The following is a 25,683-nucleotide window of genomic DNA, read 5'->3' as shown; positions in this document are numbered from 1 at the left end:
GGGTTCGGTGCCCGGTCAGCCGGCGGGGACGTCGGCCGGGACGCTGAGGGTGGGGTCGTCGATGTCGAAGTAGCGCGGCCAGGGCCGGCGGCGCCCCATCCGCAACAGCCGCACCAGCGGGCGCCCGCGCGCCGCGCGGGCGTCGCGGACCAGGTCGGTGTGCACCTGACGGGCCAGGGCGAGCCGTCGGCTGGCGGCGATCACCGCCTCGCATTCCGGATCGGTCGGGTCCAGTTCCACGGCGCGCAACTGGCGGGTGAGGTCGTTCTCGGCGGCCTCCCGCTCGTCCGGCTGCGCGTCCAGCGCGATCCGCGCCGCCGCGTACAGCTCGACGCCGTAACGCCGCTCGGCCAGGACCGCGGCGGCCGCCGCGCGGCGCAGCAGGTGGGCGTCCAGGGCGCGGGCGGCCAGCTCGGCCCGGCCGTGCAGCCGGTCGACCCGGCCGGCGGTCCAGACCAGGTACGCGGCGACCAGCCCGACGGCCAGGGCCGCGACCACCCCCCACCACACGCCCGACATCGTCAGTCCAGCCCCACCCATTCGGTGTCCATGACCCGCCCGTCGGTGGCCTCGATCGCCGCCGCGTACACCTCCAGGACGCGGCGGGCGACCACCGGCCAGTCGAAGGTGGCCACCACCTGGTCGCCGCAGGCGGTCAGCGCGGCCCGGCCGTCGGGATCGTCGAGCAGGTCGGCCAGGGCGGTACGCAGCGCGGCCCCGTCCCCCGTCGGAAAGAGCCGGCCGGCCCGGCCGCCGTCGAGCACGCGGCGAAACGCGTCGAGGTCGCTGGCCACGACGGTGGTGCCCGCCGCGAGCGCCTCCGTGAGGATCATGCCGAAGGACTCCCCGCCGGTGTTCGGCGCCACGTAGAGGTGCACGCTGCGCAGCATCCGCGCCTTGTCCTCCTCGGAGACCAGCCCGAGGAAGGTCACCTGGTCGCGCAGCTCGACCGGAAAACGCCCGAACAGGTCGTCCGGGTCACCGGGGCCGGCCACCAGCAGCCGCAGCCCGGGACGCTGCCGGGCCAGCTCGACGAAGGCGTCGCGCAGGATGGGGAAGCCCTTGCGGGCCTCGGTGAACCGGCCGAGGAAGCCGATCGCGCCGCCCCGCCCCGGCGGGCACTCCCCCGGCCAGCCGGGCAGCGGCTGCGCGTGGTTGAACTTCGCGACGGCCACCCCGTTGGGGATCTCCACCGCGCCGCCGTCCATGTGCTCGACCTGCACCTTGCGCGCCAGCGCGCTGACCGCGATCCGGGCGGTGATCCGCTCCAGCACGATCTGGAGCACCCCCTGCGCGGCGGCGAGCGCCCGCGACCGGGTCATCGCCGTGTGGAAGGTGGCCACCACCGGCCCGCGGGCGGAGAGCACGGCCAGCAGCGACAGGCTCAGCGTCAGCGGCTCGTGCACGTGCAGCACGTCGAAGTCGCCCCGGGTGATCCAGCGCCGCACCCGCGCCGTGGAGACCGGGCCGAACGCGATCCGCGCCACCGAGCCGTTGTACGGCAGCGGCACGGCCCGCCCCGCCGGCACCACGTACGGCGGCAGCGGGGAGTCCTCGTCGGCCGGGGCGAGCACGCTCACCTCGTGCCCGAGGCCGATCAGCGCCTCGGCCAGGTCCATGACGTGGTTCTGCACTCCGCCGGGCACGTCGAAGGAGTACGGGCACACGATGCCGATGCGCACGCCTCAACGCCTCCCTTACGCCTGTCCGGCGGCCGGGGAGGGCAGGGTCGCGCCGCCACCCGTGCCGTGCTGGTCCAGCCACATCCGCTGCAACATGTGCCAGTCTTGCGGATGCCGGGCGATGCCCGCCGCCAGACCGTCGGCGATCCGCTGGGTCAGCGACCGGACCCGCCGGTCGAGCGGGCCCTCCTCGGGGCCGGGCAGCGGCAGCGGGCCCTCGATCGACGCGCACGCCGCGTCCGCCTCGTACCACATCGAGGCGACGTAGAGGGGCGCCCCGGTGCGCAGGGCGAGCAGGGCCGGGCCCGGCGGCATGCGGGTGCGGGCGCCGAAGAAGTCGACCTCCACCCCCCGCGCGGAGAGGTCCCGGTCGGCCAGCAGGGGCACCACCGCGCCGGTCCGGACCCGGTCGACCAGCACGTCGAACGCCGGCCGGTCGCCGCCGTGGGTGGGCAGGATCTCCATGCCCAGGCTCCGCCGGAAGGCGAGGAACCGCTGGTAGACGCCCTCGGGCTTGAGCCGCTCGGCGACCGTGGTGATCGGCCAGCCGGTCGCCGCGACCCAGGCGCCGGCGGCGTCCCAGTTGCCGGCGTGCGGCAGCGCCACCACCGCGCCCCGGCCGGCCGCCACGTCGGCCGCGAGCATCTCCTCGCCGTCGAGCCGGAAGCCGGCCAGGATCTCCGCCCGGCTGAGTGAGGGCAGCCGGAACGCCTCCATCCAGTAGCGGGCGTACGAGCGCAGGCCGCGGCGGACCAGCTCGTCGAGGTCGGCCTCGGGCAGGTCGGGGCCGACCACCCGGCGCAGGTTCGCGCGCAGTCGGTCCGTACCCCCGCCGCCGCGGCGGTGGGCGCGGTCGGCGCCCGCCCGGAACGCCGCGGCCACGACGGGCCGGGGCAGCACGCGGATCACGCGCCACCCGGCGACGTAGCCGAGCTCGGTGAGATTCACCGGCGCCGGCCCCCCGGCCGCGGCCGGCCGGCGCTGCCCGCGCTCACCCCTGTCCGCCCTGGGTGGGCACCTGCTGGGCCTGGCGGTAGACGTGAGCCATCCGCTGGCCGACGGTGAAGATCGACACCGCGGCGAGCAGCCAGAGCGCGATCTCCAGCGCGGGCCGCACGTTGAGGCCGGTGAGCAGCCCGCCGACGCCGACGATGAGCAGCCGCTCGGTGCGCTCGGCGATGCCCACGTTGCAGGTCATGCCGAGCCCCTCGGCCCGGGCCTTGACGTAGGAGACGAGGCCGCCCGCGGCCAGGCAGAGCAGCGCGGCGGCGACCCCGGAGTAGTTGTGCTCGGTGGCCAGCCAGTACGCCACCGCGCCGAAGACGGCGCTGTCGGCGATCCGGTCCATGCTCGAATCGAGGAACGCCCCGAATCTGGTGGAGCCGCCGCTCATCCGGGCCATCGTCCCGTCGAGCAGGTCGGTGAGCGCGAAAACGGTCACGATCAGGGCCCCGGCGACCAGATGACCGCGGGCACCGAAGCCGAGCGCACCGACGAGCACCCCGAGGGTGCCCGCCACGGTGACCGCGTTGGGGGTTACGCCCGCTCGGAGCAGGCCGCGTGCGACCGGCTCGACGACGCGGGTCATCCCCGCGCGGGCCGTCACTTGGAAGATCTTCGCCATGGCGGTCCCACGATAACGGTCCCGCCGCCACCGGCGGTACGGCCGGTCCGGCGACCCGCGCAGGGTGGAGGCTTGTGCCGGCCCGGCAACGGGTGTGAGATCGAGTCGGGAAGGTGAGCCAGCTCACCCACCCGCCCGTTGATTACCCGCAACCCTGCAGAGCACCGGAGGATATCGCCGCGGAACCCGCTCGGGCCGCTTCCCCGTCGCGCGCGGCGGTCGCCACCAACCACGGCTGAGGGAGGTGCGCCCCATGGCGCAGAAAAGTCAGGAGAAGGGGGCCGCCGGCGGCGCGCCGGTGGTGACCGAGCCGGGCCGGATCCGCAACGTCGTGCTCGTCGGGCACTCCGGAGCGGGCAAGACGACCCTGGTCGAGGCGCTGCTCGCGGCGACCGGCACGATCGGCCGGGCCGGCACCGTCGCCGACGGCAACACCGTCTGCGACCACGACCCGGCGGCCGTACGCCAGCAGCGCTCGGTGAGCCTGGCCTGCGCGCCGCTGCTGCACGACGGGATCAAGGTCAACCTGCTCGACACCCCCGGCTACGCCGACTTCGTGGGCGAGCTGCGCGCCGGGCTGCGGGCCGCCGACGCGGCGCTGTTCGTGGTCTCCGCCGTCGACGGGATGGACGCCGCCACCGCCGCCCTGTGGGAGGAGTGCGCGGCGGTCGACATGCCCCGGGCCGTCGCCGTCTCCCGGCTCGACCACCCGCGCGCCGATTTCGACGAGGCGGTGGCGCTCTGCCAGCGGGTCTTCGGCGACAACGTGCTCCCGCTCTACCTGCCGATGCTCGGCGACGACGGGGTCTCCACCGTCGGCCTGCTCGGCCTGATCACCCGCCGGGTCTTCGACTACACCGCCGGCCTGCCGGCCGACGTGCGCGAGCCGGACCCGGAGCACCTGCCGGCCATCGTCGAGTCCCGCAACGAGCTGATCGAGGGGATCATCGCCGAGAGCGAGGACGAGTCGCTGATGGACCGCTACCTCTCCGGCGAGGAGATCGGCACCGAGGTGCTGATCGAGGACCTGGAGAAGGCGGTCGCGCGGGGCCACTTCTACCCGGTCGTGCCGGTCTGCGCGGAGACCGGCGTCGGGTTGGACGCGCTGCTGGAGGTGCTCACCGCCGGTTTCCCGTCGCCGCTGGAGCACGAGTTGCCGGCGGTCGCCGGCGTCGACGGCTCGCCCCGCCCGCCGCTGGTCTGCGACCCGGACGGCCCGCTGGTCGCCGAGGTGGTCAAGACGACCGTCGACCGGCACGTCGGCCGGGTCTCCCTGGTCCGGGTCTTCTCCGGCACGCTGCGCCCGGAGCAGACCGTGCACGTCTCCGGGCACGGGATGGCCGAGCGCGGCCACCCCGACCACGACGCCGACGAGCGGGTCGGGCACATCTACACCCCGCTGGGCGCAAGCCTGCGCGAGGTCGGCTCGTGCGTGGCCGGCGACATCTGCGCGATCACCAAGTCGGGCAGCGCGGAGACCGGCGACACCATCTCCGCCAAGGACGACCCGCTGCTGATCGCCCCCTGGGAGATGCCCGAGCCGCTGCTGCCGGTCGCCGTCGTGGCCCACAGCCGCGCCGACGAGGACGCCCTCGCGCGCAACCTGGCCCGCCTGGTCGCCGGCGATCCGACCATGCGGCTGGAGCGCAACCCGGAGACCCACCAGTTGGTGCTCTGGTGCATGGGCGAGGCGCACGCCGACGTGGTGCTGGAGCGGCTGCGCGCGGGTGGGGTGGAGCTGGACACCGAGCCGGTCCGGGTCGCGCTGCGCGAGACGCTGACCGTCCCGGCCAAGGGGCACGGCCGGCACGTCAAGCAGTCCGGCGGCCACGGCCAGTACGCCGTCTGCGACATCGAGGTCGAGCCGCTGCCGCGCGGGGCCGGCTTCGAGTTCGTCGACCGGGTGGTCGGCGGCGCGGTGCCGCACAACTACATCCCCTCCGTCGAGAAGGGCGTACGCGCCCAGATGGAGCGGGGCCTGGTCGCCGGCCACCCCGTGGTGGACCTGCGGGTGACCCTCTTCGACGGCAAGGCGCACAGCGTGGACTCCTCCGACGCGGCCTTCCAGACCGCCGGCGCGCTGGCGCTGCGGGACGCCGCGGAGAAGGGCCAGCCGGCGCTGCTGGAGCCGGTGGACGAGGTGGTGATCCGGGTGCCCGACTCCTCCGTCGGCGCGGTGATGGGCGACCTGTCCGGGCGGCGCGGCCGGGTGCTCGGCACCGAGCCGGACGAGGACGCCGAGGGGCGCACCCTGGTCCGCGCCGAGGTGCCCGCCACGGAACTGCTCCGCTACGCGGTCGAGCTGCGCTCGATGACCTCGGGCACCGGCACCTTCCGCCGCCACTTCGTCCGCTACGACCCCATGCCCGCCCACCTGGCCGACCAGGTCCGCAAGGAACACGGCACCCACCCCTGACCGGGCTCCTCGCGGAGTCGATCACGCAGCCCTGCCCGCCCGGATCGTCGTAGGAACGGACCGCCCACCGCGCCCGACGGAACGGGCGGTCCTGGGCACGACGCCCGCCACGACTGCCGATCGGCCGTGTCCCCGGCGGGCGGGGCGCGTCAGGGGCGGGCGGTGGGGAGCATGGGGCTCGGGTGGTGGGGGCGGTCGGCCTCGCGGAGCGCGGCCGAGCGGAGCGCCGCCAACTGGCGTTCCACCTCGGCGAACTGGTCGGCCGGCAGCGGCCCCCGGTGCAGGGCGGCGGCGTTCTCCTCGACCTGCGCGACGGTGCGGCAGCCGGGGATCGGGACGGTGCGACCGCTGCGCGCCCAGATCCAGCCCAGCGCGCCCTGGGCAGGGGTGCGGCCGTCGGCGGTCAGCGCCGCCCGCACGGCGGCGGCCCGCCGCAGCCACTCCGGGGCCGGCCGGCCGCCCCGGAACCACTCCAGCCAGCCGGGCGCAACCCCCCGCACGTCGTCGCGGGGCAGCGTGGAGCCGGTCGTGTACTTGCCGGAGAGCAGACCCATCCCCAGGGGCCCCCGGTTGACGCTGGCCAGGTCGTACTTGTCGCAGACGGCGAGCAGCTCGGGGGCGTCCCGGAGCACCGAGAGGGTGTGCTGCACGGCGGTGGCGTGCCGGGCCCCCTGGCCGAAGGCGGCCGCCCGGTCGGGGCGGTCGGTGCTCCAGCCGTACGCGCGGACCAGCCCGTCGGCGACCAGGTCCTCCAGGGTGCCGACGAGCGCCTCGGCCCGGGGCACCGGCAGGTCGGCGAGGTGCAGCTGGTAGAGGTCGATCCGGTCGGTGCCGAGCCGGCGCAGCGACCCCTTCACCGCCCGCCGCAGGTACGCCGGGGAGGCTGTCCGCGCCGGTGGCCTGGCGGGTCGCCTCGTCGAAGGTGTGGCCCCACTTGGTGGCGATCACGGCCTCGTCGCGCCGGCCGGCGAGCGCCCGGCCCAGGACCCGCTCCGAGTGCCCCGCCCCGTAGGTGTCGGCGGTGTCGAAGAGGGTGACGCCGAGGTCGAGCGCGCGGCGTACCGCCCGGACGGACTCCTCGTCGTCGACGGCGCCCCAGCCCAGCGGCTGGGTGCCCTCGGCCCAGGGCCCGCCGATCGCCCAGCACCCCATGCCGAGCGCGCTGACCTCGATGCCGCTGCGGCCCAACGTCCGTGTCGTGACTGCCATCGACGCATCGTGCCACCTCCGGCGCCCGCCCCGGGGCGAAGTCCCCACCGCCGCGCGGGATCCCGGCCCCGGCGGCCTACCGGCCCCGCCCGGCCAGCCGGGCACGAGCGGGCCGCCGTCAGCCTGGTCCGGCGCGAGCGGGCCGCCGTCAGCCCGGCCGGGGTCAGGAGGGCCAGGCGCGGGCGAGCAACTCCCGGGTGTCCCCGAGCAACTGCGGCAGCACCTTGGTGCGCCCGATCACCGGCATGAAGTTGGCGTCTCCACCCCAGCGCGGCACGACGTGCTGGTGCAGGTGCGCGGCGATCCCGGCACCGGCCACCCCGCCCTGGTTCATCCCGAGGTTGAACCCGTGGGCGTTGCTGACCTTGCGGATCACCCGCATCGCGGTCTGGGTGAACGACGCCAGCTCGGCGGTCTCCGGCCCGTCGAGGTCGGTGTAGTCGGCGACGTGCCGGTAGGGGCAGACCAGCAGGTGACCCGGGTTGTACGGGTAGAGGTTGAGCACCACGTAGACGTGCGCGCCCCGCGCGACGACGAGGCTCTCCTCCGCCGGCAGGCCGGGGGCGAGACAGAACGGGCAGCCCTTCGGCTTCTCGTAGCCCTCCGGGCGGTCCTCGCCGGAGATGTAGGTCATCCGGTGCGGCGTCCAGAGCCGCTCCAGGCCGTCGGCCATGCCGCTGTCCGTGTGCCGTTCCACCCCTGTCACACGCCGATCCTACGGACCGACCCGACGACCGGCGAGGCCCGGCGTGGGGAACCGGCGCTGGAAGTTGTTGACGAATCGATGCCCACCATTGAAACTCCCATTCATCGATTTACTTCCATAGACCGATGGAGGTCTCCGTGATCCGACGGTTCGGCAAACTCCTCGCGGCGCTCGTGCTGACCGCCGCCACCACCGTGGTCGGCGTCACCTTCACCGCCGGCGCGGCCCACGCCGACGGCTGCTACACGTGGGGACGCACGCTGTCCCAGGGGATGTCCGGCGAGGACGTCCGGCAACTCCAGATCCGGGTCTCGGGCTACCCCGGCTACGGCGCCGTGCTCGCCCTCGACGGGGTGTACGGCCCGGGCACCCGGTCCGCCGTGATCCGCTTCCAGCAGGCGTACGGGCTGGGCGCCGACGGCGTCGCCGGGCCGCAGACCTTCAACCAGATCTACGCGCTCCAGGACGACGACTGCACCCCGGTCAGCTTCAGCTACGCGGAATGGAACAGGTGCAACAGCGACTGGTCCGGCGGCGCGGTGCCGGCCAGCACCGCCCGCTTCAACGCCCGCGTGTCGATGTGGAAGCTCCAGGCCATGCGGCGCGCACTCGGCAGCGTGCCGCTCTACATCAGCAGCGGGTTCCGCAGCTACGCCTGCAACAGCGCGGTCGGCGGCGCCGCCGGCAGCCGGCACCTCTACGGCGACGGGGTCGACCTGGTCGGCTCACCCTCGCTGTGCCGGCTCGCCCAGCAGGCCCGCTACCACGGCTTCAGCAACATCCTCGGCCCCGGCTACCCGGGGCACAACGACCACACCCACCTGGGCAACACGCCGAGCCGGTCCTGGTCCGCCCCGACCTGCGGGATCTGACGCCCGACGGCCCGTCGACGAAGGCCCCCCGCCGGTGGCGGGGGGCCTTCCGCGCGTCGTGATCCCGGTACGGGGTGGATCAGGCGGCCGAGGGGCCGACGTTGGTCCGCGAGGTGACCACGTCGAGCACGTGGGCCACCGCGTCGGCGATCGGCACCCCGTTGCGCTGCGAGCCGTCCCGGTAGCGGAACGAGACCGTGCCGGCCGCCACGTCGTCGTCGCCGGCGATCACCATGAACGGGATCTTCTGCTGCTGGGCGGTGCGGATCTTCTTCTGCATCCGGTCGTCGCCCGCGTCCACCTGGGCGCGGATGCCCTCGGCGCGCAACGCCGCGACGAAGCCGTGCAGGTAGTCGGTGTGGTCCTCACGGATCGGGATGCCCACCACCTGCACCGGGGCCAGCCAGGCCGGGAACGCGCCCGCGTAGTGCTCGGTGAGCACGCCGAAGAAGCGCTCGATCGAGCCGAACAGCGCCCGGTGGATCATCACCGGCCGCTGCCGGGTGCCGTCGGCGGCCTGGAACTCCAGCCCGAACCGCTCCGGCAGGTTGAAGTCGACCTGGATGGTGGACATCTGCCAGGTCCGGCCGATCGCGTCCTTCGCCTGCACCGAGATCTTCGGCCCGTAGAAGGCCGCGCCGCCCGGGTCCGGCACCAGGTCCAGGCCGGACTCCTCGGCGGCCGAGCGCAGCGCCTCGGTGGCCCGCTCCCAGTTCTCGTCGGTGCCGACGGACTTCTCCGGGTTGCGGGTGGACAGCTCCAGGTAGAAGTCGTCCAGGCCGTAGTCGCGCAGCAGGTCGAGCACGAACGACAGCAGCGACTTCAGCTCGCCGGCCATCTGCTCCTGCGTGCAGTAGATGTGCGCGTCGTCCTGGGTCATGCCGCGCACCCGGGTCAGGCCGTGCACCACACCGGACTTCTCGAACCGGTAGACCGAGCCGAACTCGAACAGCCGCAGCGGCAGCTCGCGGTAGGACCGCCCCCGGGACCGGAAGATCAGGTTGTGGAACGGGCAGTTCATCGGCTTGAGGTAGTAGTTCGCGCCCTCCATCTCCATGGGCGGGTACATGCCGTCGGCGTACCACTGCAGGTGCCCGGAGGTCTCGAACAGCTGCGCCTTGGTGATGTGCGGGGTGTTGACGAACTCGTACCCGGCCTCCTCGTGCCGGCGGCGCGAGTAGTTCTCCAGCTCGCGGCGGATGATGCCGCCCTTGGGGTGGAAGACCGCCAGGCCGGAGCCGATCTCGTCGGGGAAGCTGAACAGGTCCAGGTCCGCGCCGAGCTTGCGGTGGTCGCGCCGGGCGGCCTCCTCCAGCAGCTTCAGGTACGCCTTCAGCTCGTCCCGGGTCGGCCAGGCGGTGCCGTACACCCGCTGGAGCTGCGGGTTCTTCTCCGACCCCCGCCAGTACGCGGCGGCCGAACGCATCAGCTTGAACGCGCCGATCAGCCGGGTGTTCGGCAGGTGCGGGCCGCGGCACAGGTCAGACCAGCAGACCTTGTCCTCGGTCGCGGCGAGGTTGTCGTAGATGGTCAGCTCGCCGCCGCCCACCTCCATCACCTCGGAGGTGTCCAGGCCCTCACCCTTGACGTCGATGAGCTCCAGCTTGAACGGCTCGGCGGCCAGCTCGGCCTTCGCCTCGTCCAGGCTGCCGAAGCGGCGACGACGGAACCGCTGGCCCGACTTGATGATCTCCTGCATCCGCTTCTCGAGCTTGCCGAGGTCGTCCGGCTGGAACGGCTTGTCGACGGCGAAGTCGTAGTAGAAGCCGTTCTCGATGGGCGGGCCGATGCCGAGCTTGGCCTCGGGGAAGACGTCCTGCACGGCCTGGGCGAGCACGTGCGCGGTGGAGTGCCGCAGCACGTTGAGTCCGTCCGGGGAGTCGAGGCTGACCGGCTCGACCTCGGTGTCGACCTGCGGCGTCCAGTCCAGGTCGCGCAGCTGGCCCTGCGGGTCGCGGACCACGACGACCGCCTTCGGGCCGGCCGCGGGCAGCCCGGCCGCGGCCACCGCGTCGGCCGCCGTGGTCCCGGCGGCGACGACGACGGGGTCGGCCACGGCGGGGGTACGGGGTGCGGACACGGTCACTCCTCCAGCAGACGGTACGGATGACGCCGAGCGTTCGGCTCCTGCGATGCTATCGGTCGCCCCCGCCGGCACGGTCGGCGACGCCACCGCCCCCGCGACCCGTGGGACGTCGGCCCCGGCAACCGCCCGGCCGGCGGGCCTCCCCGCCGACGGACACCGGGGCATCGGGGGCGACGGGGGCAATGGCGGTGGGGGCGTCGGCGCCGAGGGATCGGGTGGGGGTCGAGGGTCAGGCGGACCAGTCGGGCAGCGGCTCGCGGGCGGCCAGCCAGTCGGTGGGCACCCCGCCGGGGGTGCCCACCCCGGTGTGCGCGGCCACCACCGAACCGACGATGGCGGCGGTGGTGTCCACGTCCCCGCCCGCCTCGACGCAGGCGCGGATCGCCGCCGGGTAGTCGTCCAGGTGCACGGCCGCCACCCAGCAGGTGAAGGCGACGGTGTCCTGGGCGGTGACCCGGGAGCCGTTGCCGAGCACGTCGACGGCCTCGCGCAGCGGCCGGTCGAGCAGGTCGGCCGCCCGGCGTACGCCCCGGTGCACCTCGGTGGCCGGGTCCAGCGCGGCGGCCACCCCGGCGAGCAGCCGGCGCGGGGGCGGCCGGTGGCCGTCCAGCCGGGCGCGGGCGGCCAGCGAGGCGGCCACCGCCACCGCGACGGCCCCGGCGATGCCCTCCGGGTGTGCGTGGGTCACCTCGGCCGACGCCCGGGCCTGCGCCACCGCCCGGGCGGTCGAGTCGGCGAACCAGGCGCCCAGCGGGCCGACCCGCATCGCCGCGCCGTTGCCGCACGAGCCCTGCCCGTCGAAGGCGGAGGCGGCCGCCACCGGCCACGGCGTGCCGGTGCGGATCAGCCGCAGGATCGTCACGGCGCCCGGCCCGTACCCCCGGTAGGGCTCGCATCGCTCGGCGAAGGCGACGGCGAGGGCGTCTCGGTCGATGGCACCCTCCGCGGCGAGGGCGGCGACGACCGAGCAGGCCATCTCGGTGTCGTCGGTCCATTCCCACGGCGGCGGGGGAAGCTTGCCGGCGGCCAGGTGGGCCGGGTGCCGGCCGGGGACGAAGAACTGCGAGCCGAGCGCGTCGCCGACCGACAGGCCGGCGAGCGAGTCCCGGGCGAGCGCGAGGCGGGTGTCGGCAAAGAGCGTGAAGGACATCGTTGTGCCAGCTTGCCCGGTTCGCGGATGCGCCGCAACGCGATCAACTTGCCACGCCGAGTACCGTCTTGGCGTGGCCACCGTCCTCCTGGTCGAAGACGATCACGTCGTACGCGGCGCGATGCTGCGGTCCCTCGCCGACCGGGGGCACGCCGTGCACGCCGTGGGCACCGCGCTGGACGCGCTGCGCCGCGTGGCGGCCGAGACCCCCGACCTGGTGGTGCTCGACCTCGGCCTGCCCGACCTCGACGGCTCGGACGCGCTGCGGATGCTGCGCGGCATCACCGATGTGCCGATCATCATCGCCACCGCGCGCGACGACGAGCAGTCGGTGGTCCGGCTGCTGCGCGCCGGGGCCGACGACTACATGGTCAAGCCGTTCACCGGCGCGCACCTCGACGCCCGGATCACCACCGTGCTGCGCCGGGCCGGGCGGGCCAGCCGGACGGCGCAGCCGGCCGTGCACAGCGTCGGCGGGCTGCGGGTGGACGTCGGGGAGCGCAGCGCCCACCTCGACGGCGAGCCCCTGGCGCTGACCCGCAAGGAATTCGACCTGCTGGCGTATCTCGCCGCACGTCCGGGCCGGGTAGTGTCCCGCCGGGAGCTTCTGGAGGAGGTATGGCGGCAGCCGTCGGTCGGAGAGGACCAGACCATCGACGTTCATCTGTACTGGCTGCGCCGCAAAATGGGCGAGTCCGCGGCGAAGCCGCGCTACCTGCGCACCGTGCGGGGGGTCGGCTTCCGGCTGGTGGCGCCAGACTGAGAGTCTCGCTGGCCCTCCTCACGGCCGGCATGTGCGCCCTGGTCGCGCTCGCCTTCCTCGTCCCGCTCGCCACCGTCCTCGGCGACCGGGCCCGCGAGGAGGCGATCGCGGACGCCGCCCGCCGCAGCGCGCTGGTGACCGGGGCGCTCGCGGTCAGCACCGATCCCGCCGTGGTGGGGCGCGCCGTGGCGGCCAGCGGCGGCGACCCGGCCACCCGGCCCGTCGTACACGGCCTGGGCGCGGACGAGTCCGCGGGCCGGGCCGGCGGCGCGGACCTGGAGCGGGCGCGGGCCGAGCGGCGCTCCGTGCTCGTCGACGTCGACGGCGGCGTGCTGCGGCTCGACCCGGTGGTGCTCGGCGACCGCACCGCCGTGGTGGAGGTCTTCGTGCCGGAGTCGGCGCTGGACGAGGGCGCCGGCAGCCGCTGGCTGCTCCTGCTCGGGGTGGCCGCCGCCCTGGTGGGCGCGGCGGTGCTGGTGGTCGACCGGGTCGCCGCCCGCGCGGTCGACTCGGCCCGGGGGCTGGTCAGGGCGGCGCTCGCGGTCGGCGACGGCGACCTGGCCGTACGCGTCGAGCCCAGCGGCCCGCGCGAGCTGGCCGAGGCCGGGTACGCCTTCAACCGGATGGCCGACCGGCTGGTCGCGGCGCGCACCGACGAGCGGGAGCTGGTCGCCGACCTGTCGCACCGGCTGCGCACCCCGCTGACCGTGCTGCGGCTGGACGCCGAGGCGCTGGAGTCCGACGACACCAGCGTGGGCTCGTTCAGCGCGGCGGAGCTGGACCGGCGGCGCGGCATCCGACGGATCCGGCAGGCGATCGTCACCCTCGAGGGCGAGATCGACGTGCTGATCAAGACCACCCGCAAGGCGGTGGCGCACGAGGCGGGGCCGGCGATGTGCGACGTCAGCGAGGTGGTCCGGGACCGGATGGTGTTCTGGGCCGCGCTGGCCGGCGACCAGAACCGCCCGCACCGGGTGACCGGCGCCCAACTGCGCATCCCGGCGCCGGTGCCGCGGGCCGAGCTGGCCGCCGCGCTCGACGCGGTGATCGGCAACGTCTTCCGCTACACCCCGCAGGGCACCGCGTTCGAGGTGGCGGTCTCCCGCCGCGACGGCTACGTGGCCATCCGGATCGACGACGCCGGGCCGGGGATCGCCAACCCCGACCGGGCGCTGCGCCGGGGCGCCAGCGACCAGGGCTCCACCGGGCTGGGGCTGGACATCGCGAAGCGGGTGGCGTTGCAGGCCAACGGCTCGGTGAGCATCGACCGGGCCCGGCTCGGCGGGGCGAGCGTGGTCATGCTGCTCGCCGACCCCGAGGCGACGCCCCGGCAGGTCAGCCGGTTCGGGCTGGTCGGTCGAGCTGTGGGCCGGCGCAAGTCTTCCTTAGATCCGGATTAACCACGGCGGCCGACCCGTCGCGGGCTGGCAGGATTTCTTCCGAACCCATCAGTTCCACCGGTCACTGCCCCGTGCACCCACCGGCCGGTGGAGCCGTGCGCGCGGCGGGAGCGACGGTCCCCCCACACCTGCTCCCGCCGCGCGCCACACTTCCTCCCGCCACGTCGCGCGCCGGCGCACGACGCTCTCCCGCCAGGCCGCGCGCCGGCTCCTCCCGTCCCGCTCAGCGGGTGGCTACCGCCACGTAGGCGTCGATCTCGGCGCCGATGCGCTGCTTGCCCGCCGGGTCCAGGAACGAGGCGGTCACCGCGTTGCGGGCCAGCGCGGCCAGCCCCTCCGGCCCCGCGTCGAGCAGCCGGGCCGCGACGGCGTACTCGTCGTTGAGGGTGGTGCCGAACATCGGCGGGTCGTCGGAGTTGATGGTGACCAGCAGGCCGGCGTCGACCAGCTGCCGCAACGGGTGCTCGTCGATGGTGGCGACCGCCCGGGTCCGCACGTTGGAGGTCGGGCAGACCTCCAGGCCGATCCGGTGCTCGGCGAGGTGGGCCAGCAGTTGCGGGTCCTGCGCGGCGGAGATGCCGTGCCCGATCCGCTCCGCGCCCAGGTCGCGCAGCGCGTCCCAGACCGTCTGCGGGCCGGTGGTCTCGCCGGCGTGCGGCACCGAGCGCAGGCCGGCCGCCCGAGCCTGGTCGAAGTACGGCTTGAACTGCGGCCGGGGCACGCCGATCTCCGGGCCGCCCAGGCCGAAGCTGATCAGCCCGTCCGGACGCTCCTCCAGCGAGATCCGCAGGGTCTCCTCGGCCGCCGGCAGGCCGGCCTCGCCGGGGATGTCGAAGCACCAGCGCAGCTGGATGCCGAAGTCCGCCTCGGCCCGCTTGCGGGCGTCCTCGATCGCCTCGCAGAACGCCGGGGCGGGGATCCCCCGGCGCACGTGCGAGTAGGGCGTGACGGTCAGCTCGGCGTAGCGGACCTGCTGGCGGGCCAGCTCGCGGGCCACCTCGTGGGTGAGGATCCAGACGTCCTCCTGGTCGCGGATGAGGTCCACGACGCTCAGGTAGACCTCGATGAAGTGCGCGAAGTCGCGGAAGGCGAAGTAATCGGCGAGCGCGGCCGGGTCCGCGGGCACGGGGCTGCGGCCCTCGTGGCGGGCGGCCAGCTCGGCGACGATCCGGGGTGAGGCGGAGCCGACGTGGTGCACGTGCAGCTCCACCTTGGGCAGCCCGGCGATGAAGGTTTGCAGGTCGGTCACGGGTTCTCCTCTGCACCGGCGCCGGTGCGGGCGACGAAGAAGACACGTCGGAACGGGAAGTACACCTGACCGTGCCGCACCGGGTACGCCTGCGCGAGGCGTACGCCGAGTTCGGCCCGGAAGTCGGCCCAGCCGGCGGCGTCCAGGGCCGCGCGGACCGGCCGGAGCGCGGTCCCCTCCATCCAGGTCAGTACGGGGTGGTCCGCGTCGGCGCGGGTCGGCAGCAGGTGCACGTAGGTAGTCTCCCAGGCGTCCACGGCGCAGCCGGCACCGGTCAGCAGCCCGGCGTAGCCGGCGGCGTCGTCGACCGGGGCCTCGCGCAGCAGCGGAGCGAGGTCGGCGCGCCAGACCGGGCGACCGGCGACCTCGCGTAGCGCCCGGTGCGAGGGCGCGTCGAAGTTGCCCGGCACCTGCACCGCCAGCCAGGCCCCGGCGGGCAGCTCACGCGCCCAGCGGGCGAGCAGCTCCCGGTGACCGGGCACCCACTGCAGCACCGCGTTGCTGACCACGACGTCCACATCGGATTCCGGCCGCCAGTCCCGGACGTCGCCCACCGCGAAGGTGACCGGGGACGCGGTGGCGTGTGCCCGCGCGATCATCTCCGCGGAGGAGTCGAGGCCGACGACGCGGCTGCCCGGCCAGCGTCCGGCGAGGGTCACGGTCAGGTTGCCGGGCCCGCAGCCGAGGTCGACCACCGCGCGCGGCCGCGCGGCCGGGACCCTTGCGAGCAGGTCGTGGAAGGGCCGGGAACGCTCGTCGCCGTAGCGCAGGTATGTCGCCGGGTCCCACATCGCGGCCCCCCAAACCGTACGTCCGTCTTGTTAAGAGTACGGCCCGTGGCGCGGCCCCACAAGCGGGATCACTAGGCTCGGTGGCATGGAGCAACGGACCTTCCCCCCGGTCGGGGCGGCACGTCGGGGTGGTCGGGTCGGGCGCCTGGCGGCTCGGCGCCGACCGGGGTCCGACGGAGGGGGATCGCGATGAAGGGCTGGCTGCCACTCACCCTCGGCCTGCTCGCCGTGGTCGGCGGGGCGGTCTGGACGGTGCAGGGCCTCGGCTACGTCGAGGGCAGCGTGATGACCGACCAGCGGATCTGGGCGATCCTCGGGCCGCTCGTCGTCCTGATCGGACTCGCCCTGCTCTGGTCCGGGCTGCGCGCCCGCCAACGCCGCTGAGCGGCCCCCCGCTCCCGGCCCCGGCCCCGGCCCCGGCCCCGGCCCCGGCCCCGGCGAGCCGACCACCCCCGGATACGCGGAAAGCCCCGCATCCCGGGCGGGATACGGGGCTTCACTGGTGATCCGGGCGTCGGATCATCCCCTGGTCGGCGACTGCCGACCGGCGGTGCTCAGATGGGGCGGACCTGCTCGGCCTGCGGACCCTTCTGACCCTGGGCGATCTCGAACTCCACCCGCTGGTTCTCCTCCAGCGTGCGGTAGCCGCTGGTCTGGATGGCCGAGAAGTGGACGAACACGTCAGCACCCCCGCCGTCGACGGTGATGAAGCCGAAGCCCTTGTCAGCGTTGAACCACTTCACGGTTCCCTGCGCCATGTGTATCTCCTTCTAAAACTGGCGGCCGAGCACGCCGTGCGGCCGATTGGCCGTTTTCGAGCAGCGGTGCCTGAGGCGGCCCCCATTGAAGGAGACTTCTCTCAACCCACGCCATCTCTCAACAGCGTGGAACAGCAAACCACGTACGCAAAAACTCTGCACAGCCTACCCGACGAAATTCTCCGACATGTGACCTGACGGATGCCGAAGATCCGCTGGGTGGGCGCTTACCGCCGTGCGAAAGGCCCCCTCACCGCCACGGAGAGGGGGCCTTCGCGAAAGCCGGTCAGTCCGGCCAGTGCCCGGTCAGCCGGCGTACGCCCACCGCGCCGCCCCGGTCGACGGCGGCCCGGACGACCGCGAAGATGGCGCCCTGCAACGCCGCCGCCGCCAGGATCTCGCCCCAACCGCGGTCCTCGTCGGTGGCGCTGGGCGCCTCGCCGTCGCCCGCCGTCACCTTCCAGACCTGCCGGAAGATCACGCCCGCGACCGTACCGGCGGCGATGCCCATCAGCACGCCGACCGGCTTGTACGCGGCCCTTCCGATGTTCCTGCTCACCTGCGCCTCCCCCGGACGATCACCAGCACGATCGCGGCGGCCACCGCGCCGGCCGCGAGGGCCACGAACGGCGTCGGGTTGCGCCGGACGACCGCGCCCTTCTCCTGCGCCTGCCCGCGCGCGAGCTGGGCCCCCTGCGCCGCCTGCCCGCGCACCCGGGCCACGGTGTGCGCGGCCTGCTCCCGCATCCGCGCCTTCGCCTGGTCGGCGGAGGACCTCAGACGCGCCTTGACGTCGGCCTTGGCCGCCAGCGCCTCCATGGTCTCGCCCAGCTCGACCCGGGTCCGCCGGATCTCCTCCCGGAGCGCCTCGGTGTCGCCGGTGCCCCGGCCGTTGCCCGTCGTCATGCCCGTCCCCTGTCCTTCACCGCGGCGGCGACCGTGTCCACGTCTGCCCGGACGCTGCGCACCGTGGCCGCCGGCACCGGCGGGACCGCCTGGCTGACCTGCTTCTTGCCCACCAGGGCGAGGATGCCGGCCACCACGAAGAGCGCCACCGCGACGATCAGGGCCGCCGCCCAGGCCGGCAGCACCAGATCGAGCAGCAGGATCACGGTGGCGACCAGGGCGCCCAGGCCGTAGAGCGCCAGCGCTCCGCCGCCGCCGAAGAGGCCGATGCCGATGCCGGCATGCTTGCCCTTCTGGGCCAGCTCCGCGCGGGCCAGGGCCAGCTCGTCGCGGACCAGGCGGGAGACCTGCTCCGTGGCCCGCTGCACCAGCTCGGCGGTGGACGGCTCGCTCCCGTCGCGGGATGTGCGGGCGTTCGCCACGTCAGCCATGCTGTCCTCCTTTCATCATCACCGCGCTGTATGCCCGGAGTCGCCGCCCGTCAATCCTTCGCGCGGCGGCCGGTGAGCCCGGGCCGCCGCGTCCCCCGTGCCGGTGACGGCGCGCGGGAGGAGGTGCAGAAGCGTCGCGCAGCAGGTCCCCACGAAACGCCCGGTCAAACTTCCCGAGCCAGCGCACTCCGCCCGGTCACCCCACGAGGCACAACCCCACCCACACCTCCAACCGTCCCCAGCCCCCACAGGTCACGACCCTCCCGCACACGGCGGAGCCCCCGGCGCGCGGGCGGCCGGGGGCTCCGGGGAACGGACGGGAGACGCGGCGGGTCAGCGGCGGGCTTCGGCGGGCTCGTCGGGGCCGACGAACGCCTCGCTGCGGGCGTCGCCGTCGTCGCTGCCGCCGAAGACCCGGGCGTCGTCGGGCACCTCGCCGTCGGCGGGGCGCACCGGCTGCCGGGGTCGTACCCACTGCCACGACAGGTTGCTCTCCGCGTCGCCGATCTCGGTACGCATCCGGGGCATCGCGATCGGCCGCTGGTCCCGGATCCAGGCGACCAGGTGCTCGCGAACCAGGCAGCGCAGGTCCCACAGGCTGCCGGCGTCGGCCGCGCTGACCAGGGCGCGAACCTTGATCATGCCGCCGGTCGCGTCGGTCACCTGGAGTACGCAGACCCGGCCGTCCCACAGCTCGCTGCTCTCCACCAGGCGGCGCAGCTCCTCCCGCATGGCCTGCACCGGGACCGCCCAGTCGACGTCGAACTCGGCGGTGCCCAGCACGGCCGCCTCCGTGCGGGTCCAGTTCTGGAACGGCTTGGTGGTGAAGTACGAGGTGGGCAGGATCAGCCGGCGGTCGTCCCAGATCTGCACCACCACGTAGCTGAGGGTCAGCTCCTCGATCCGGCCCCACTCCCCCTCGACCACCACCACGTCGTCGAGGCGTACCGCGTCACTGAAGGCGAGCTGGAGGCCGGCGAAGACGTTGCCGAGCAGGCTCTGCGCGGCGAGCGCGGCGACCACACCGACGACACCGGCGCTGGTCAGGACGCCGGCGCCGATGCCGCGTACGGCCGGGAAGGTCATCAGCATCACGCCGACCGCCAGCACGACGATCACCGCGATGGTCAGCCGGCGCAGCATCACCACCTGGGTCCGCACCCGCCGCGCGTGCCGGTTGTCCGGCACGTCCACCCGGAACCGGGCGAGCGCCGTGTCCTCCGCCACCACGAGCAGCGAGGCGACCAGCCAGGCGACGCTGGCGATCACGCCGAGCACCAGCGCGTGCAGCAGCACCCGCCGCCACTGCTCGCCGACGGCGTAGCCGGTGCTGAAGCGGACGGCGAACTGGACGGCGAGGACGGTGGCGGCGACCTGGATCGACCGGTGCGCGTGCTCGGTGAGCTCGGTCAGCAGCAGCGAGCGCCGGCCGAGCCGCCGGACCACGCGATGCACGACCTCGACGACGAACAGGGCGATCGCCGCCGCGGCGAGCGCGGCGACGATCGTCCCGAGGTAGCTCTGCACAGGTTCTCTCCTCCTCCGGACCGGGCGGCCTGCTTTCGGGGCAAAGGCCCAATAGTGCCCGGCGGACCCCGAATCGGCCAGGCTCAGACCTTGCGGTACCGGGACTGGAGGAAGCAGAACAGGCCGAAGGCGGCGATGCCGAGCGCCACGACGGTGAGCAGCACCTGGCCGTACGACTGGTCACGCAGCGTGCGCAGCGCCGCGTCCAGGCCCCGGGCCTTCTCCGGGTCGTAGTTGACGGCGGCCAGGATGATCAGCAGTCCGGCGATGCCGTACGCGACGCCCTTGGCGACGTAGCCGGCGATGCCGAGCCGGCGGGCGATCTGGCGGGTCCGGGGGCTCATCTCGAAGCTCTTCAGGTGCTTCTCGAAGCGCTTGACCAGCCCGTAGATCACCAGGCCGACGCCGATCGCGGCGAGTACGAGGCCGGCCAGGCCGATCAGCCAGCGACCGCCGGAGGACTCCATCGCCCGGCCGGTCAGCGCCTCCTGCTGGTCGGCGCTGTTCGAGCCGGCGTCCTTGAAGACCTTGAAGGCCGTCCAGGCGAAGTAGAGGTAGACGAGAGTCCGCCCGAGGGAGGCCAGCCGCTCCCAGACCCGCTCCTTGCCCCGCTCGGCGCGGTGCCCGACCGCCGCCTCCAGCGCCTGCCAGATCGCCATGGCGAACAGGCCGACCGCGATGGTGACGACGAGGAACTTGCCCAGCGGCTGGGCGGCGATGGTGCGCAGCGCACCGGACTGGTCGCCGTCGGCGGCGGGCTTCCCGAACGCGATCTGAAGCGCCAGCCAGGCGAACAGGAGGTGCACGATGCCGTAGCCGATGAAACCGGCCCGGGCCAACAGTTCGAGCCACCGGCTGTTCGCCGTGCGGGAGGCGGTGGCTTCGGCGTTACGGGTGAGTGACATGGCGCCACAATCTCCGAATGCGAAGATCCCCAAACGTCGGCCACCGCCGCCCCGGGCAGGTCAGTTGCCGGCGGTCGCCACCCGGATCTTGACCTCCTGGTCGGTGACGCTGTCCAGCGTCACCGAGAAGCCACCGACGTCGGCGGCCTGCTGGCCGGTGGTCAGCGTCAGCTGCTCGCCGGCGACCTCGACGGTCACCTGGTCGCCCTGCGCGCCGACCAGCTTGGCCTCCACCCCGAGGATGGTGGCGCTGGCGTCGACGCCACGGTCGAAGGTGACCGTGCAGGCGTTCAGGCCGCAGTCGGTGGAGGCGCCCTCGGAGCTGCAACCGGCCAGCAGGGCGACGCCGAGCGCCAGGCCGGCCAGCAGGCCGGCGGCCCGGCGGGTGGGGGTCAGCGGGAAGTCAACGCGTCGGTTCGTCACGCCGCAAGGGTACGAGACGGCCGCGACCCGGGCACTGTGATGATCATCCGCCCAGGTGGGCGGTGCCGGTGGCGGCCGACGCGGCTAGGGTCCGGGCATGCCGTTCGACATCGCCCTCACCCGCGCCGCCTACCCCGCCCTGGCCGAGGGCTTCGTCCACCTCGACGGTGCCGGGGGCACCCAGACCGCCGCGCCCGTGGTCGACGCGGTCGCCGACGCGATGCGCGCGGCGGTGGGCAACCGCAGCGCCGCGTTCCCGCCGGGCCGGCGGTCGCTGGAGATGGTGGCCGCCGCCCGCGCGGGGGTGGCCGACCTGCTCGGCGCGGAACCCGACGGGGTGGTGCTGGGCCCGAGCGCGACGGCGCTGACGTACACCCTGGCCAGGACCCTGGGCGCGGGCTGGCGGCCGGGCGACGAGGTGGTGGTCTCCCGGCTCGACCACGACGCGAACGTCCGCCCCTGGGTGCAGGCCGCCGAGGCGGCCGGCGCGACGGTGCGCTGGGCCGAGTTCGACCGGGACACCGGGGAGCTGCCGGCCGGGCAGTACGCCGACCTGGTCGGCGAGCGGACGCGGCTGGTCGCGGTGACCGCCGGCAGCAACGCGATCGGCACCGTCCCCGACGTGGCGGCGATCGCGAAGACCGCGCACGCGGCCGGCGCGCTGGTCTGCGTCGACGGGGTGCACTCCGTGCCGCACGGCCCCACCGACCTCGCCGCGCTGGGCGCCGACTTCCTGGTCACCAGCGCCTACAAGTGGTCGGGGCCGCACCTGGCCGCGATGGTGGCCGCGCCGGTCGTCTGGGAGCGGCTGCGCCCGGCGAAGCTGCGCCCCTCCTCCGACGCCGTGCCGGACCGCTTCGAGTACGGCACGCCGAGCTTCCCGCTGCTGGCCGGGGTCGCCGCCGCGGTGGACCACCTGGCCGGGCTGGACCCGGCGGCCACCGGCAGCCGCCGGGAGCGGCTGCGGGCGGGGCTGACCGCCGCGCAGGCGTACGAGGAGTCGCTGCTGGACCGGCTGCTCGGCGGGCTGGCGGGGCTGCCCGGCGTCCGGGTGCTCGGCTCCCCCGCCCGGCGCTGCCCGACGGTGTCGTTCCGGCTGGCCGGGCTCTCCCCGCAGCGCACCCAGGAGGAGCTGGGCGCGGCCGGGTTCTGCCTCTCCGCGGGCGACTACTACGCCTACGAGTACTTCCAGGCGATGGGGCTGCGGGACAGCGGCGGGGCGGTGCGCGCCAGCATCTACCACTACAACACGGCCGACGAGGTGGACCGGTTGCTCGCCGAACTGGACCGGCTCGCCGGTGGCGGGGGCAGAATGGCCGGGTGAGCACCCTGGTCGAGGACAACCCCGCCAAGCACCGGTTCGAGATCCTGGTCGACGACGCGCTGGCCGGGTTCACCGCGTACGTGCCGCGCAACGGGGTGCTGGTCTTCACCCACACCGAGGTGGACCCGAGGTTCCAGAACATGGGCGTCGGCGCGGCGTTGGTGCGGGACACCCTCGACCAGCTCCGCGAGCGGGGTGCGAGGGTGGTGCCGCGCTGCCCGTTCATGGCCGCCTTCATCGACCGCCACCCCGAGTACGCCGACCTGGTCGTCCCCGAGGCGTAGCGGGGCGACGCGGGGCGGGCGGCGACGGGCCGGCGGGGCGGGCGGGTCAGCGGCCGGTCAGCAGCTCGGCGGCGGCGTGGGCGGCGGCCCGGGTCGCGCCGTGGGTGGCGACGTGGACGGCACCGGTGACCGCCTCGGGCACGCCCAGCTCGACCACGACCGCGTCCGGGCGGGCGGCCAGCGCGCGGCCCACCGCCGCCCGCACCCAGTCGTGCCTGTGCAGGTCGCGCACCACCAGCACCACGCGCCGGCCGGCCGCGCCGGCGGTCGGGTCGGCGGGCACGTCGGCCTCGGCGTACCGGGCGGTGGTGGTGCCGGCGAGCAGGTCGGCCAGCGGGGCGGCCAGGCCCCACGGCGTCTCCGGGCCGATCGCGATGTTGCGCGGCGGCTCGAACTCCACCACGTGCGCGGGGCCGGCCAGCGGGAGCGCGCCGACGCCGGCGGGCGCGGTGGTGACCCGCAGCGCCCGGCGGGCGGCGGCCAGCCCGACGGCGGAGCCCTCGGCGGAGGGACGGGGCCGGGGCGGCCGGTCGGCGCGCGCGGCCACCGTCCAGGCGGCGAGCTGGCCGACCCGCTTGGCCGCCTCGGCGAGGCGTTCCTCCGGCAGGTCGCCGGCGACGACGGCGGCCACGACCGCGTCCCGCAGCAGCCGCGCCGACTCCTCGTCGGCCCGTTCGCCGCCGATGCAGATCGCGTCGGCCCCGGCCGCGAGGGCGCGCACCGTCGCGCTGGCGAAGCCGTACCGGTCGGCGACGGCCCGCATCTCCATCGCGTCGGTGACCACGACGCCGGAGAAGCCCAGCTCGTCGCGGAGCAGCCCGCCCAGGATCCGGCCGCTGAGGGTGGCCGGCAGCTCCGGGTCCAGCGCCGGCACCAGCAGGTGGCCGGTCATCACCGCCTGCACGCCGGCGGCCACGGCGGCCCGGAACGGGGCCAGCTCGACGGCGTCGAGGCGGGCCCGGTCGGCCGCGATCCGGGGCAGGTCGTGGTGGGAGTCGACCCGCGTGTCCCCGTGCCCGGGGAAGTGCTTGGCGCAGGCGGCGACCCCGCCGGTCTGGAGGCCGCGCACCCAGGCGGCGGTGTGCCGGGCGACCAGCGCCGGCTCGGCCCCGAAGGAGCGGACGCCGATCACGGGATTGGCCGGGTTGGAGTTGACGTCGGCGTCCGGCGCGTAGTTCAGGGTGATCCCGAGCGCGGCGAGGTCGGCGCCGAGGTCCTGGGCGACCTGCTCGGTCAGCGCCGGGTCGTCCACCGCGCCGAGGGCGAGGTTGCCGGGCCGGGAGCTGCCCCGGGCGGACTCGATCCGGGTCACGTCGCCGGCCTCCTCGTCGATGGCGACGACGACGTCGGGGCGCTCGGCGCGCAGGGTGGCGGTGAGCGCGGCCACCTGCTCCGGGTCGACCACGTTGCGGGCGAAGAGCACCACCGAGCCGAGCCCCTCGCCGAGCCAGCGGCAGACCCAGGGCGGCGGGGTGGTGCCGACGAAGCCGGGCTGCAGGACGGCGGCGGCCAGGGCCGCCAGGCTTGCGGCGCTCACGCCACCACCTCGGCCCGCCCGGCGGCGCCCCGCGCCACCACCGGCCGGTGTCCCGCCGTCCGGCCGGCGCACCCGCTCACGCCGGCCCGCCCGCGTGGTGGCTGATGGTTCGCTCGCTCATGCGGTCGTCGTACCCCCGTCTTCTCCGCGCCCCGGCGGCCCGCCACCTGCGGCGGTGCTGCCATGGTCACATCGCCCGAAGGAATAGTCAATAAACCTTACAGTTGCCGTCGGGCGCGGAGCTGGGGACAGTTCGGGGATGGATCCCCTGCTGCTGGCCGACGCGACGAGCCCGGCCGACGTCCCCGGCGTACGCCTGCTCGGCCTGGTGGTCGGCGGCCTGCTGCTACTCGCCGCGATCCGCGCGATGTTCCGGCGCTGATCCCCACCCGCGCCGCCCGGCCGGTTCCGACGGCGGCCACCGGGGTACGGCCTGCCTCGTTGGACCCGGTATGACACGGCGAGGGGGAAGCATGAGGATCGGCTACTTTCTGTCCACCGAGGAGTACGCGCCGGCGGAACTGCTCGAACAGGCGCGCGCCGCGGAGCGGGCCGGCTTCGAGGCGCTCTGGATCTCCGACCACTACCACCCGTGGACGGACGCGCAGGGGCAGAGCCCCTTCGTCTGGTCGGTGATCGGCGCGCTCAGCCAGGTCTGCCGACTCCCGGTCACCACCGCCGTCACCTGCCCCACGGTGCGCGTCCACCCGGCGATCGTCGCCCAGGCGGCGGCCACCAGCGCGGTCATGCACTCCGGCCGGTTCGTGCTCGGGGTCGGCAGCGGCGAGGCGCTCAACGAGCACATCCTCGGCGACGTCTGGCCGCAGACGGACGTCCGGCTGGAGATGCTGGAGGAGGCCGTCGCGGTGATCCGCGAACTCTGGCGGGGCGGCTTCGTCAACCACCACGGCCGGCACTACACCGTCGAGCACGCCCGGATCTACACGCTGCCGGACACTCCTCCGCCGATCTACGTCTCGGGCTTCGGCCCGAAGGCCGTCGACCTGGCGGCCCGGATCGGTGACGGCTTCGTCAACACGTCCCCCGACGCCGAACTGGTCCGGCGCTTCCGCGAGGGCGGTGGCGGCGACAAGCCGTGCCAGGCCGGCTTCAAGGCGGCGCACGCGCAGACCGAGGAGGAGGGGATGCGGATCGCGTACGAGCGCTGGCCGAACGCCGGGGTGCCGGGCGAGCTGTCCCAGGTGCTGCCCTCGCCGCGGCACTTCGAGCAGGCGGCGGAGCTGGTCCGGCCGGAGATGATGAAGGACGCGTTCGTCTGCGGGCGGGACGCCGACGCGCACCTGGCCAAGATCGAGGAGTACGCCAAGGCCGGCTTCGACGAGGTCTACGTCGCCAACACCGGCCCGAACTGGCAGGGCATGCTCGACCTCTACCAGCGCGAGGTGTTCCCGCGCCTGCGCTGAGCGGTGTTCCCCGCCCGCGCGTTCAGGAGGCCCGGCCCCCGACTCAGTCGGGGGCCGGGGCGATGCCGTGCAGCAGGGTGACGACCAGGTCGTCGACGGTCCGCGCGGGCAGCTCGGTCGAGGCCGGGCGCCTTCCTGGTGGTCCGCGAGGGGCCGGATCGCCCGCCGCACGGGGCGGCGGTTTCGCCGCTGATCACGGCGGGTACCTCCGGCCCT

Annotated in this window: 26 protein-coding genes and 1 pseudogene; 9 read left to right on the top strand and 18 right to left on the bottom strand. The window is 74.6% G+C overall.

What is annotated here, in order from left to right:
* Positions 1-15: 15 nt before the first annotated feature.
* From ACFY23_RS21755 to pgsA, 4 genes are read right to left on the bottom strand one after another with little or no spacing between them, the layout of a single operon-like run.
* Positions 16-519 carry a hypothetical protein gene (locus ACFY23_RS21755; protein WP_350682078.1) on the bottom strand — a complete coding sequence of 168 codons (504 nt, stop codon included), beginning with the start codon at positions 517-519 and terminating at the stop codon, positions 16-18.
* Between the two features lie 2 nt (positions 520-521).
* Positions 522-1,682 (bottom strand): glycosyltransferase family 4 protein, encoded by a 1,161-nt coding sequence (locus ACFY23_RS21750; protein ID WP_350682039.1) that lies wholly within the window; start codon positions 1,680-1,682, stop codon positions 522-524.
* A gap of 15 nt (positions 1,683-1,697) precedes the next feature.
* Positions 1,698-2,630 (bottom strand): phosphatidylinositol mannoside acyltransferase, encoded by a 933-nt coding sequence (locus tag ACFY23_RS21745; RefSeq protein WP_350682041.1) that lies wholly within the window; start codon positions 2,628-2,630, stop codon positions 1,698-1,700.
* Positions 2,631-2,673: 43 nt separating this feature from the next.
* Entirely contained in the window at positions 2,674-3,306 is a 633-nt protein-coding gene (gene pgsA, locus ACFY23_RS21740) for a phosphatidylinositol phosphate synthase (protein ID WP_350682043.1), read from the bottom strand.
* Positions 3,307-3,559: 253 nt separating this feature from the next.
* On the opposite strand from pgsA, the gene ACFY23_RS21735 reads away from it, so the two are divergent.
* Complete coding sequence (locus ACFY23_RS21735; protein WP_350682045.1) at positions 3,560-5,722, top strand: elongation factor G-like protein EF-G2; 2,163 nt, start codon at positions 3,560-3,562, stop codon at positions 5,720-5,722.
* 149 nt (positions 5,723-5,871) lie between these two features.
* Here ACFY23_RS21735 and ACFY23_RS21730 read toward each other — a convergent pair.
* Positions 5,872-6,931: pseudogene (locus tag ACFY23_RS21730) on the bottom strand (aldo/keto reductase).
* 163 nt (positions 6,932-7,094) lie between these two features.
* The gene (locus tag ACFY23_RS21725; protein WP_350682080.1) at positions 7,095-7,604 is read right to left on the bottom strand and encodes an HIT domain-containing protein; all 510 of its coding nucleotides are present in this window, start codon (positions 7,602-7,604) and stop codon (positions 7,095-7,097) included.
* 158 nt (positions 7,605-7,762) lie between these two features.
* Between ACFY23_RS21725 and ACFY23_RS21720 the strand changes: the two genes are divergently transcribed.
* Entirely contained in the window at positions 7,763-8,509 is a 747-nt protein-coding gene (locus ACFY23_RS21720) for a D-Ala-D-Ala carboxypeptidase family metallohydrolase (RefSeq protein WP_350682047.1), read from the top strand.
* A gap of 79 nt (positions 8,510-8,588) precedes the next feature.
* Here the strand turns inward: ACFY23_RS21720 and thrS are convergent, their stop codons facing one another.
* Positions 8,589-10,589: a threonine--tRNA ligase gene (thrS, locus tag ACFY23_RS21715; RefSeq protein WP_350682049.1), complete on the bottom strand. Its 2,001-nt coding sequence runs from the start codon at positions 10,587-10,589 to the stop codon at positions 8,589-8,591.
* Between the two features lie 235 nt (positions 10,590-10,824).
* Complete coding sequence (locus ACFY23_RS21710) at positions 10,825-11,745, bottom strand: ADP-ribosylglycohydrolase family protein (protein WP_350682051.1); 921 nt, start codon at positions 11,743-11,745, stop codon at positions 10,825-10,827.
* 73 nt (positions 11,746-11,818) lie between these two features.
* On the opposite strand from ACFY23_RS21710, the gene ACFY23_RS21705 reads away from it, so the two are divergent.
* Together ACFY23_RS21705 and ACFY23_RS21700 are read left to right on the top strand one after the other, a co-directional pair.
* The gene (locus ACFY23_RS21705) at positions 11,819-12,508 is read left to right on the top strand and encodes a response regulator transcription factor (protein ID WP_350682053.1); all 690 of its coding nucleotides are present in this window, start codon (positions 11,819-11,821) and stop codon (positions 12,506-12,508) included.
* Between the two features lie 29 nt (positions 12,509-12,537).
* Complete coding sequence (locus ACFY23_RS21700) at positions 12,538-13,908, top strand: HAMP domain-containing sensor histidine kinase (protein ID WP_350682055.1); 1,371 nt, start codon at positions 12,538-12,540, stop codon at positions 13,906-13,908.
* 223 nt (positions 13,909-14,131) lie between these two features.
* On the opposite strand, the gene ACFY23_RS21695 is transcribed toward ACFY23_RS21700, so the two are convergent.
* The gene (locus ACFY23_RS21695; RefSeq protein ID WP_350682057.1) at positions 14,132-15,157 is read right to left on the bottom strand and encodes an adenosine deaminase; all 1,026 of its coding nucleotides are present in this window, start codon (positions 15,155-15,157) and stop codon (positions 14,132-14,134) included.
* Positions 15,154-15,948 (bottom strand): trans-aconitate 2-methyltransferase, encoded by a 795-nt coding sequence (locus ACFY23_RS21690; RefSeq protein WP_350682059.1) that lies wholly within the window; start codon positions 15,946-15,948, stop codon positions 15,154-15,156. Before ACFY23_RS21690 ends, ACFY23_RS21695 begins: the two co-directional genes overlap by 4 nt.
* Before the next feature lie 189 nt (positions 15,949-16,137).
* On the opposite strand from ACFY23_RS21690, the gene ACFY23_RS21685 reads away from it, so the two are divergent.
* Positions 16,138-16,332 (top strand): hypothetical protein, encoded by a 195-nt coding sequence (locus tag ACFY23_RS21685; RefSeq protein ID WP_350682061.1) that lies wholly within the window; start codon positions 16,138-16,140, stop codon positions 16,330-16,332.
* 170 nt (positions 16,333-16,502) lie between these two features.
* On the opposite strand, the gene ACFY23_RS21680 is transcribed toward ACFY23_RS21685, so the two are convergent.
* From ACFY23_RS21680 to ACFY23_RS21650, 7 genes are all read right to left on the bottom strand, one after another.
* On the bottom strand, positions 16,503-16,706 hold the full coding sequence (locus ACFY23_RS21680) for a cold-shock protein (protein ID WP_007075740.1): 204 nt from the start codon (positions 16,704-16,706) through the stop codon (positions 16,503-16,505).
* 286 nt (positions 16,707-16,992) lie between these two features.
* Complete coding sequence (locus ACFY23_RS21675) at positions 16,993-17,253, bottom strand: DUF4235 domain-containing protein (protein WP_387038775.1); 261 nt, start codon at positions 17,251-17,253, stop codon at positions 16,993-16,995.
* A gap of 8 nt (positions 17,254-17,261) precedes the next feature.
* The gene (locus ACFY23_RS21670; RefSeq protein ID WP_350682065.1) at positions 17,262-17,612 is read right to left on the bottom strand and encodes a DUF3618 domain-containing protein; all 351 of its coding nucleotides are present in this window, start codon (positions 17,610-17,612) and stop codon (positions 17,262-17,264) included.
* Positions 17,609-18,043 carry a phage holin family protein gene (locus ACFY23_RS21665; RefSeq protein WP_350682067.1) on the bottom strand — a complete coding sequence of 145 codons (435 nt, stop codon included), beginning with the start codon at positions 18,041-18,043 and terminating at the stop codon, positions 17,609-17,611. Before ACFY23_RS21665 ends, ACFY23_RS21670 begins: the two co-directional genes overlap by 4 nt.
* A gap of 333 nt (positions 18,044-18,376) precedes the next feature.
* Entirely contained in the window at positions 18,377-19,570 is a 1,194-nt protein-coding gene (locus ACFY23_RS21660) for a mechanosensitive ion channel family protein (protein ID WP_350682069.1), read from the bottom strand.
* 83 nt (positions 19,571-19,653) lie between these two features.
* Entirely contained in the window at positions 19,654-20,475 is an 822-nt protein-coding gene (locus tag ACFY23_RS21655) for a DUF1206 domain-containing protein (protein ID WP_350682071.1), read from the bottom strand.
* Positions 20,476-20,535: 60 nt separating this feature from the next.
* A complete protein-coding gene (locus tag ACFY23_RS21650; protein ID WP_350682072.1) occupies positions 20,536-20,898 on the bottom strand; it encodes a hypothetical protein in 363 nt (120 codons plus the stop codon).
* 97 nt (positions 20,899-20,995) lie between these two features.
* Here ACFY23_RS21650 and ACFY23_RS21645 point away from each other — a divergent pair, with 97 nt between their 5' ends.
* On the top strand, positions 20,996-22,222 hold the full coding sequence (locus ACFY23_RS21645) for a cysteine desulfurase-like protein (protein ID WP_350682073.1): 1,227 nt from the start codon (positions 20,996-20,998) through the stop codon (positions 22,220-22,222).
* Positions 22,219-22,506, top strand: coding sequence for a GNAT family N-acetyltransferase (locus ACFY23_RS21640; protein WP_350682074.1), 288 nt, complete (start codon positions 22,219-22,221; stop codon positions 22,504-22,506). The genes ACFY23_RS21645 and ACFY23_RS21640 overlap by 4 nt, the downstream gene beginning before the upstream one ends.
* Positions 22,507-22,552: 46 nt before the next feature.
* On the opposite strand, the gene ACFY23_RS21635 is transcribed toward ACFY23_RS21640, so the two are convergent.
* Positions 22,553-24,043, bottom strand: coding sequence for a glycoside hydrolase family 3 N-terminal domain-containing protein (locus ACFY23_RS21635; RefSeq protein ID WP_350819234.1), 1,491 nt, complete (start codon positions 24,041-24,043; stop codon positions 22,553-22,555).
* Between the two features lie 259 nt (positions 24,044-24,302).
* On the opposite strand from ACFY23_RS21635, the gene ACFY23_RS21630 reads away from it, so the two are divergent.
* Both ACFY23_RS21630 and ACFY23_RS21625 read left to right on the top strand, forming a co-directional pair.
* Positions 24,303-24,425 (top strand): hypothetical protein, encoded by a 123-nt coding sequence (locus ACFY23_RS21630; RefSeq protein ID WP_350686202.1) that lies wholly within the window; start codon positions 24,303-24,305, stop codon positions 24,423-24,425.
* Positions 24,426-24,516: 91 nt separating this feature from the next.
* Positions 24,517-25,467, top strand: a complete 951-nt coding sequence (locus ACFY23_RS21625; protein ID WP_350686203.1) for a TIGR03557 family F420-dependent LLM class oxidoreductase — start codon at positions 24,517-24,519, stop codon at positions 25,465-25,467.
* The last annotated feature ends 216 nt before the right edge of the window (positions 25,468-25,683 follow it).

The organism is Micromonospora sp. NPDC000121 (genome assembly GCF_042899165.1).
Classification (GTDB): Bacteria; Actinomycetota; Actinomycetes; order Mycobacteriales; family Micromonosporaceae; genus Micromonospora.
This window is presented reverse-complemented; position numbering and strand designations above follow the sequence as displayed.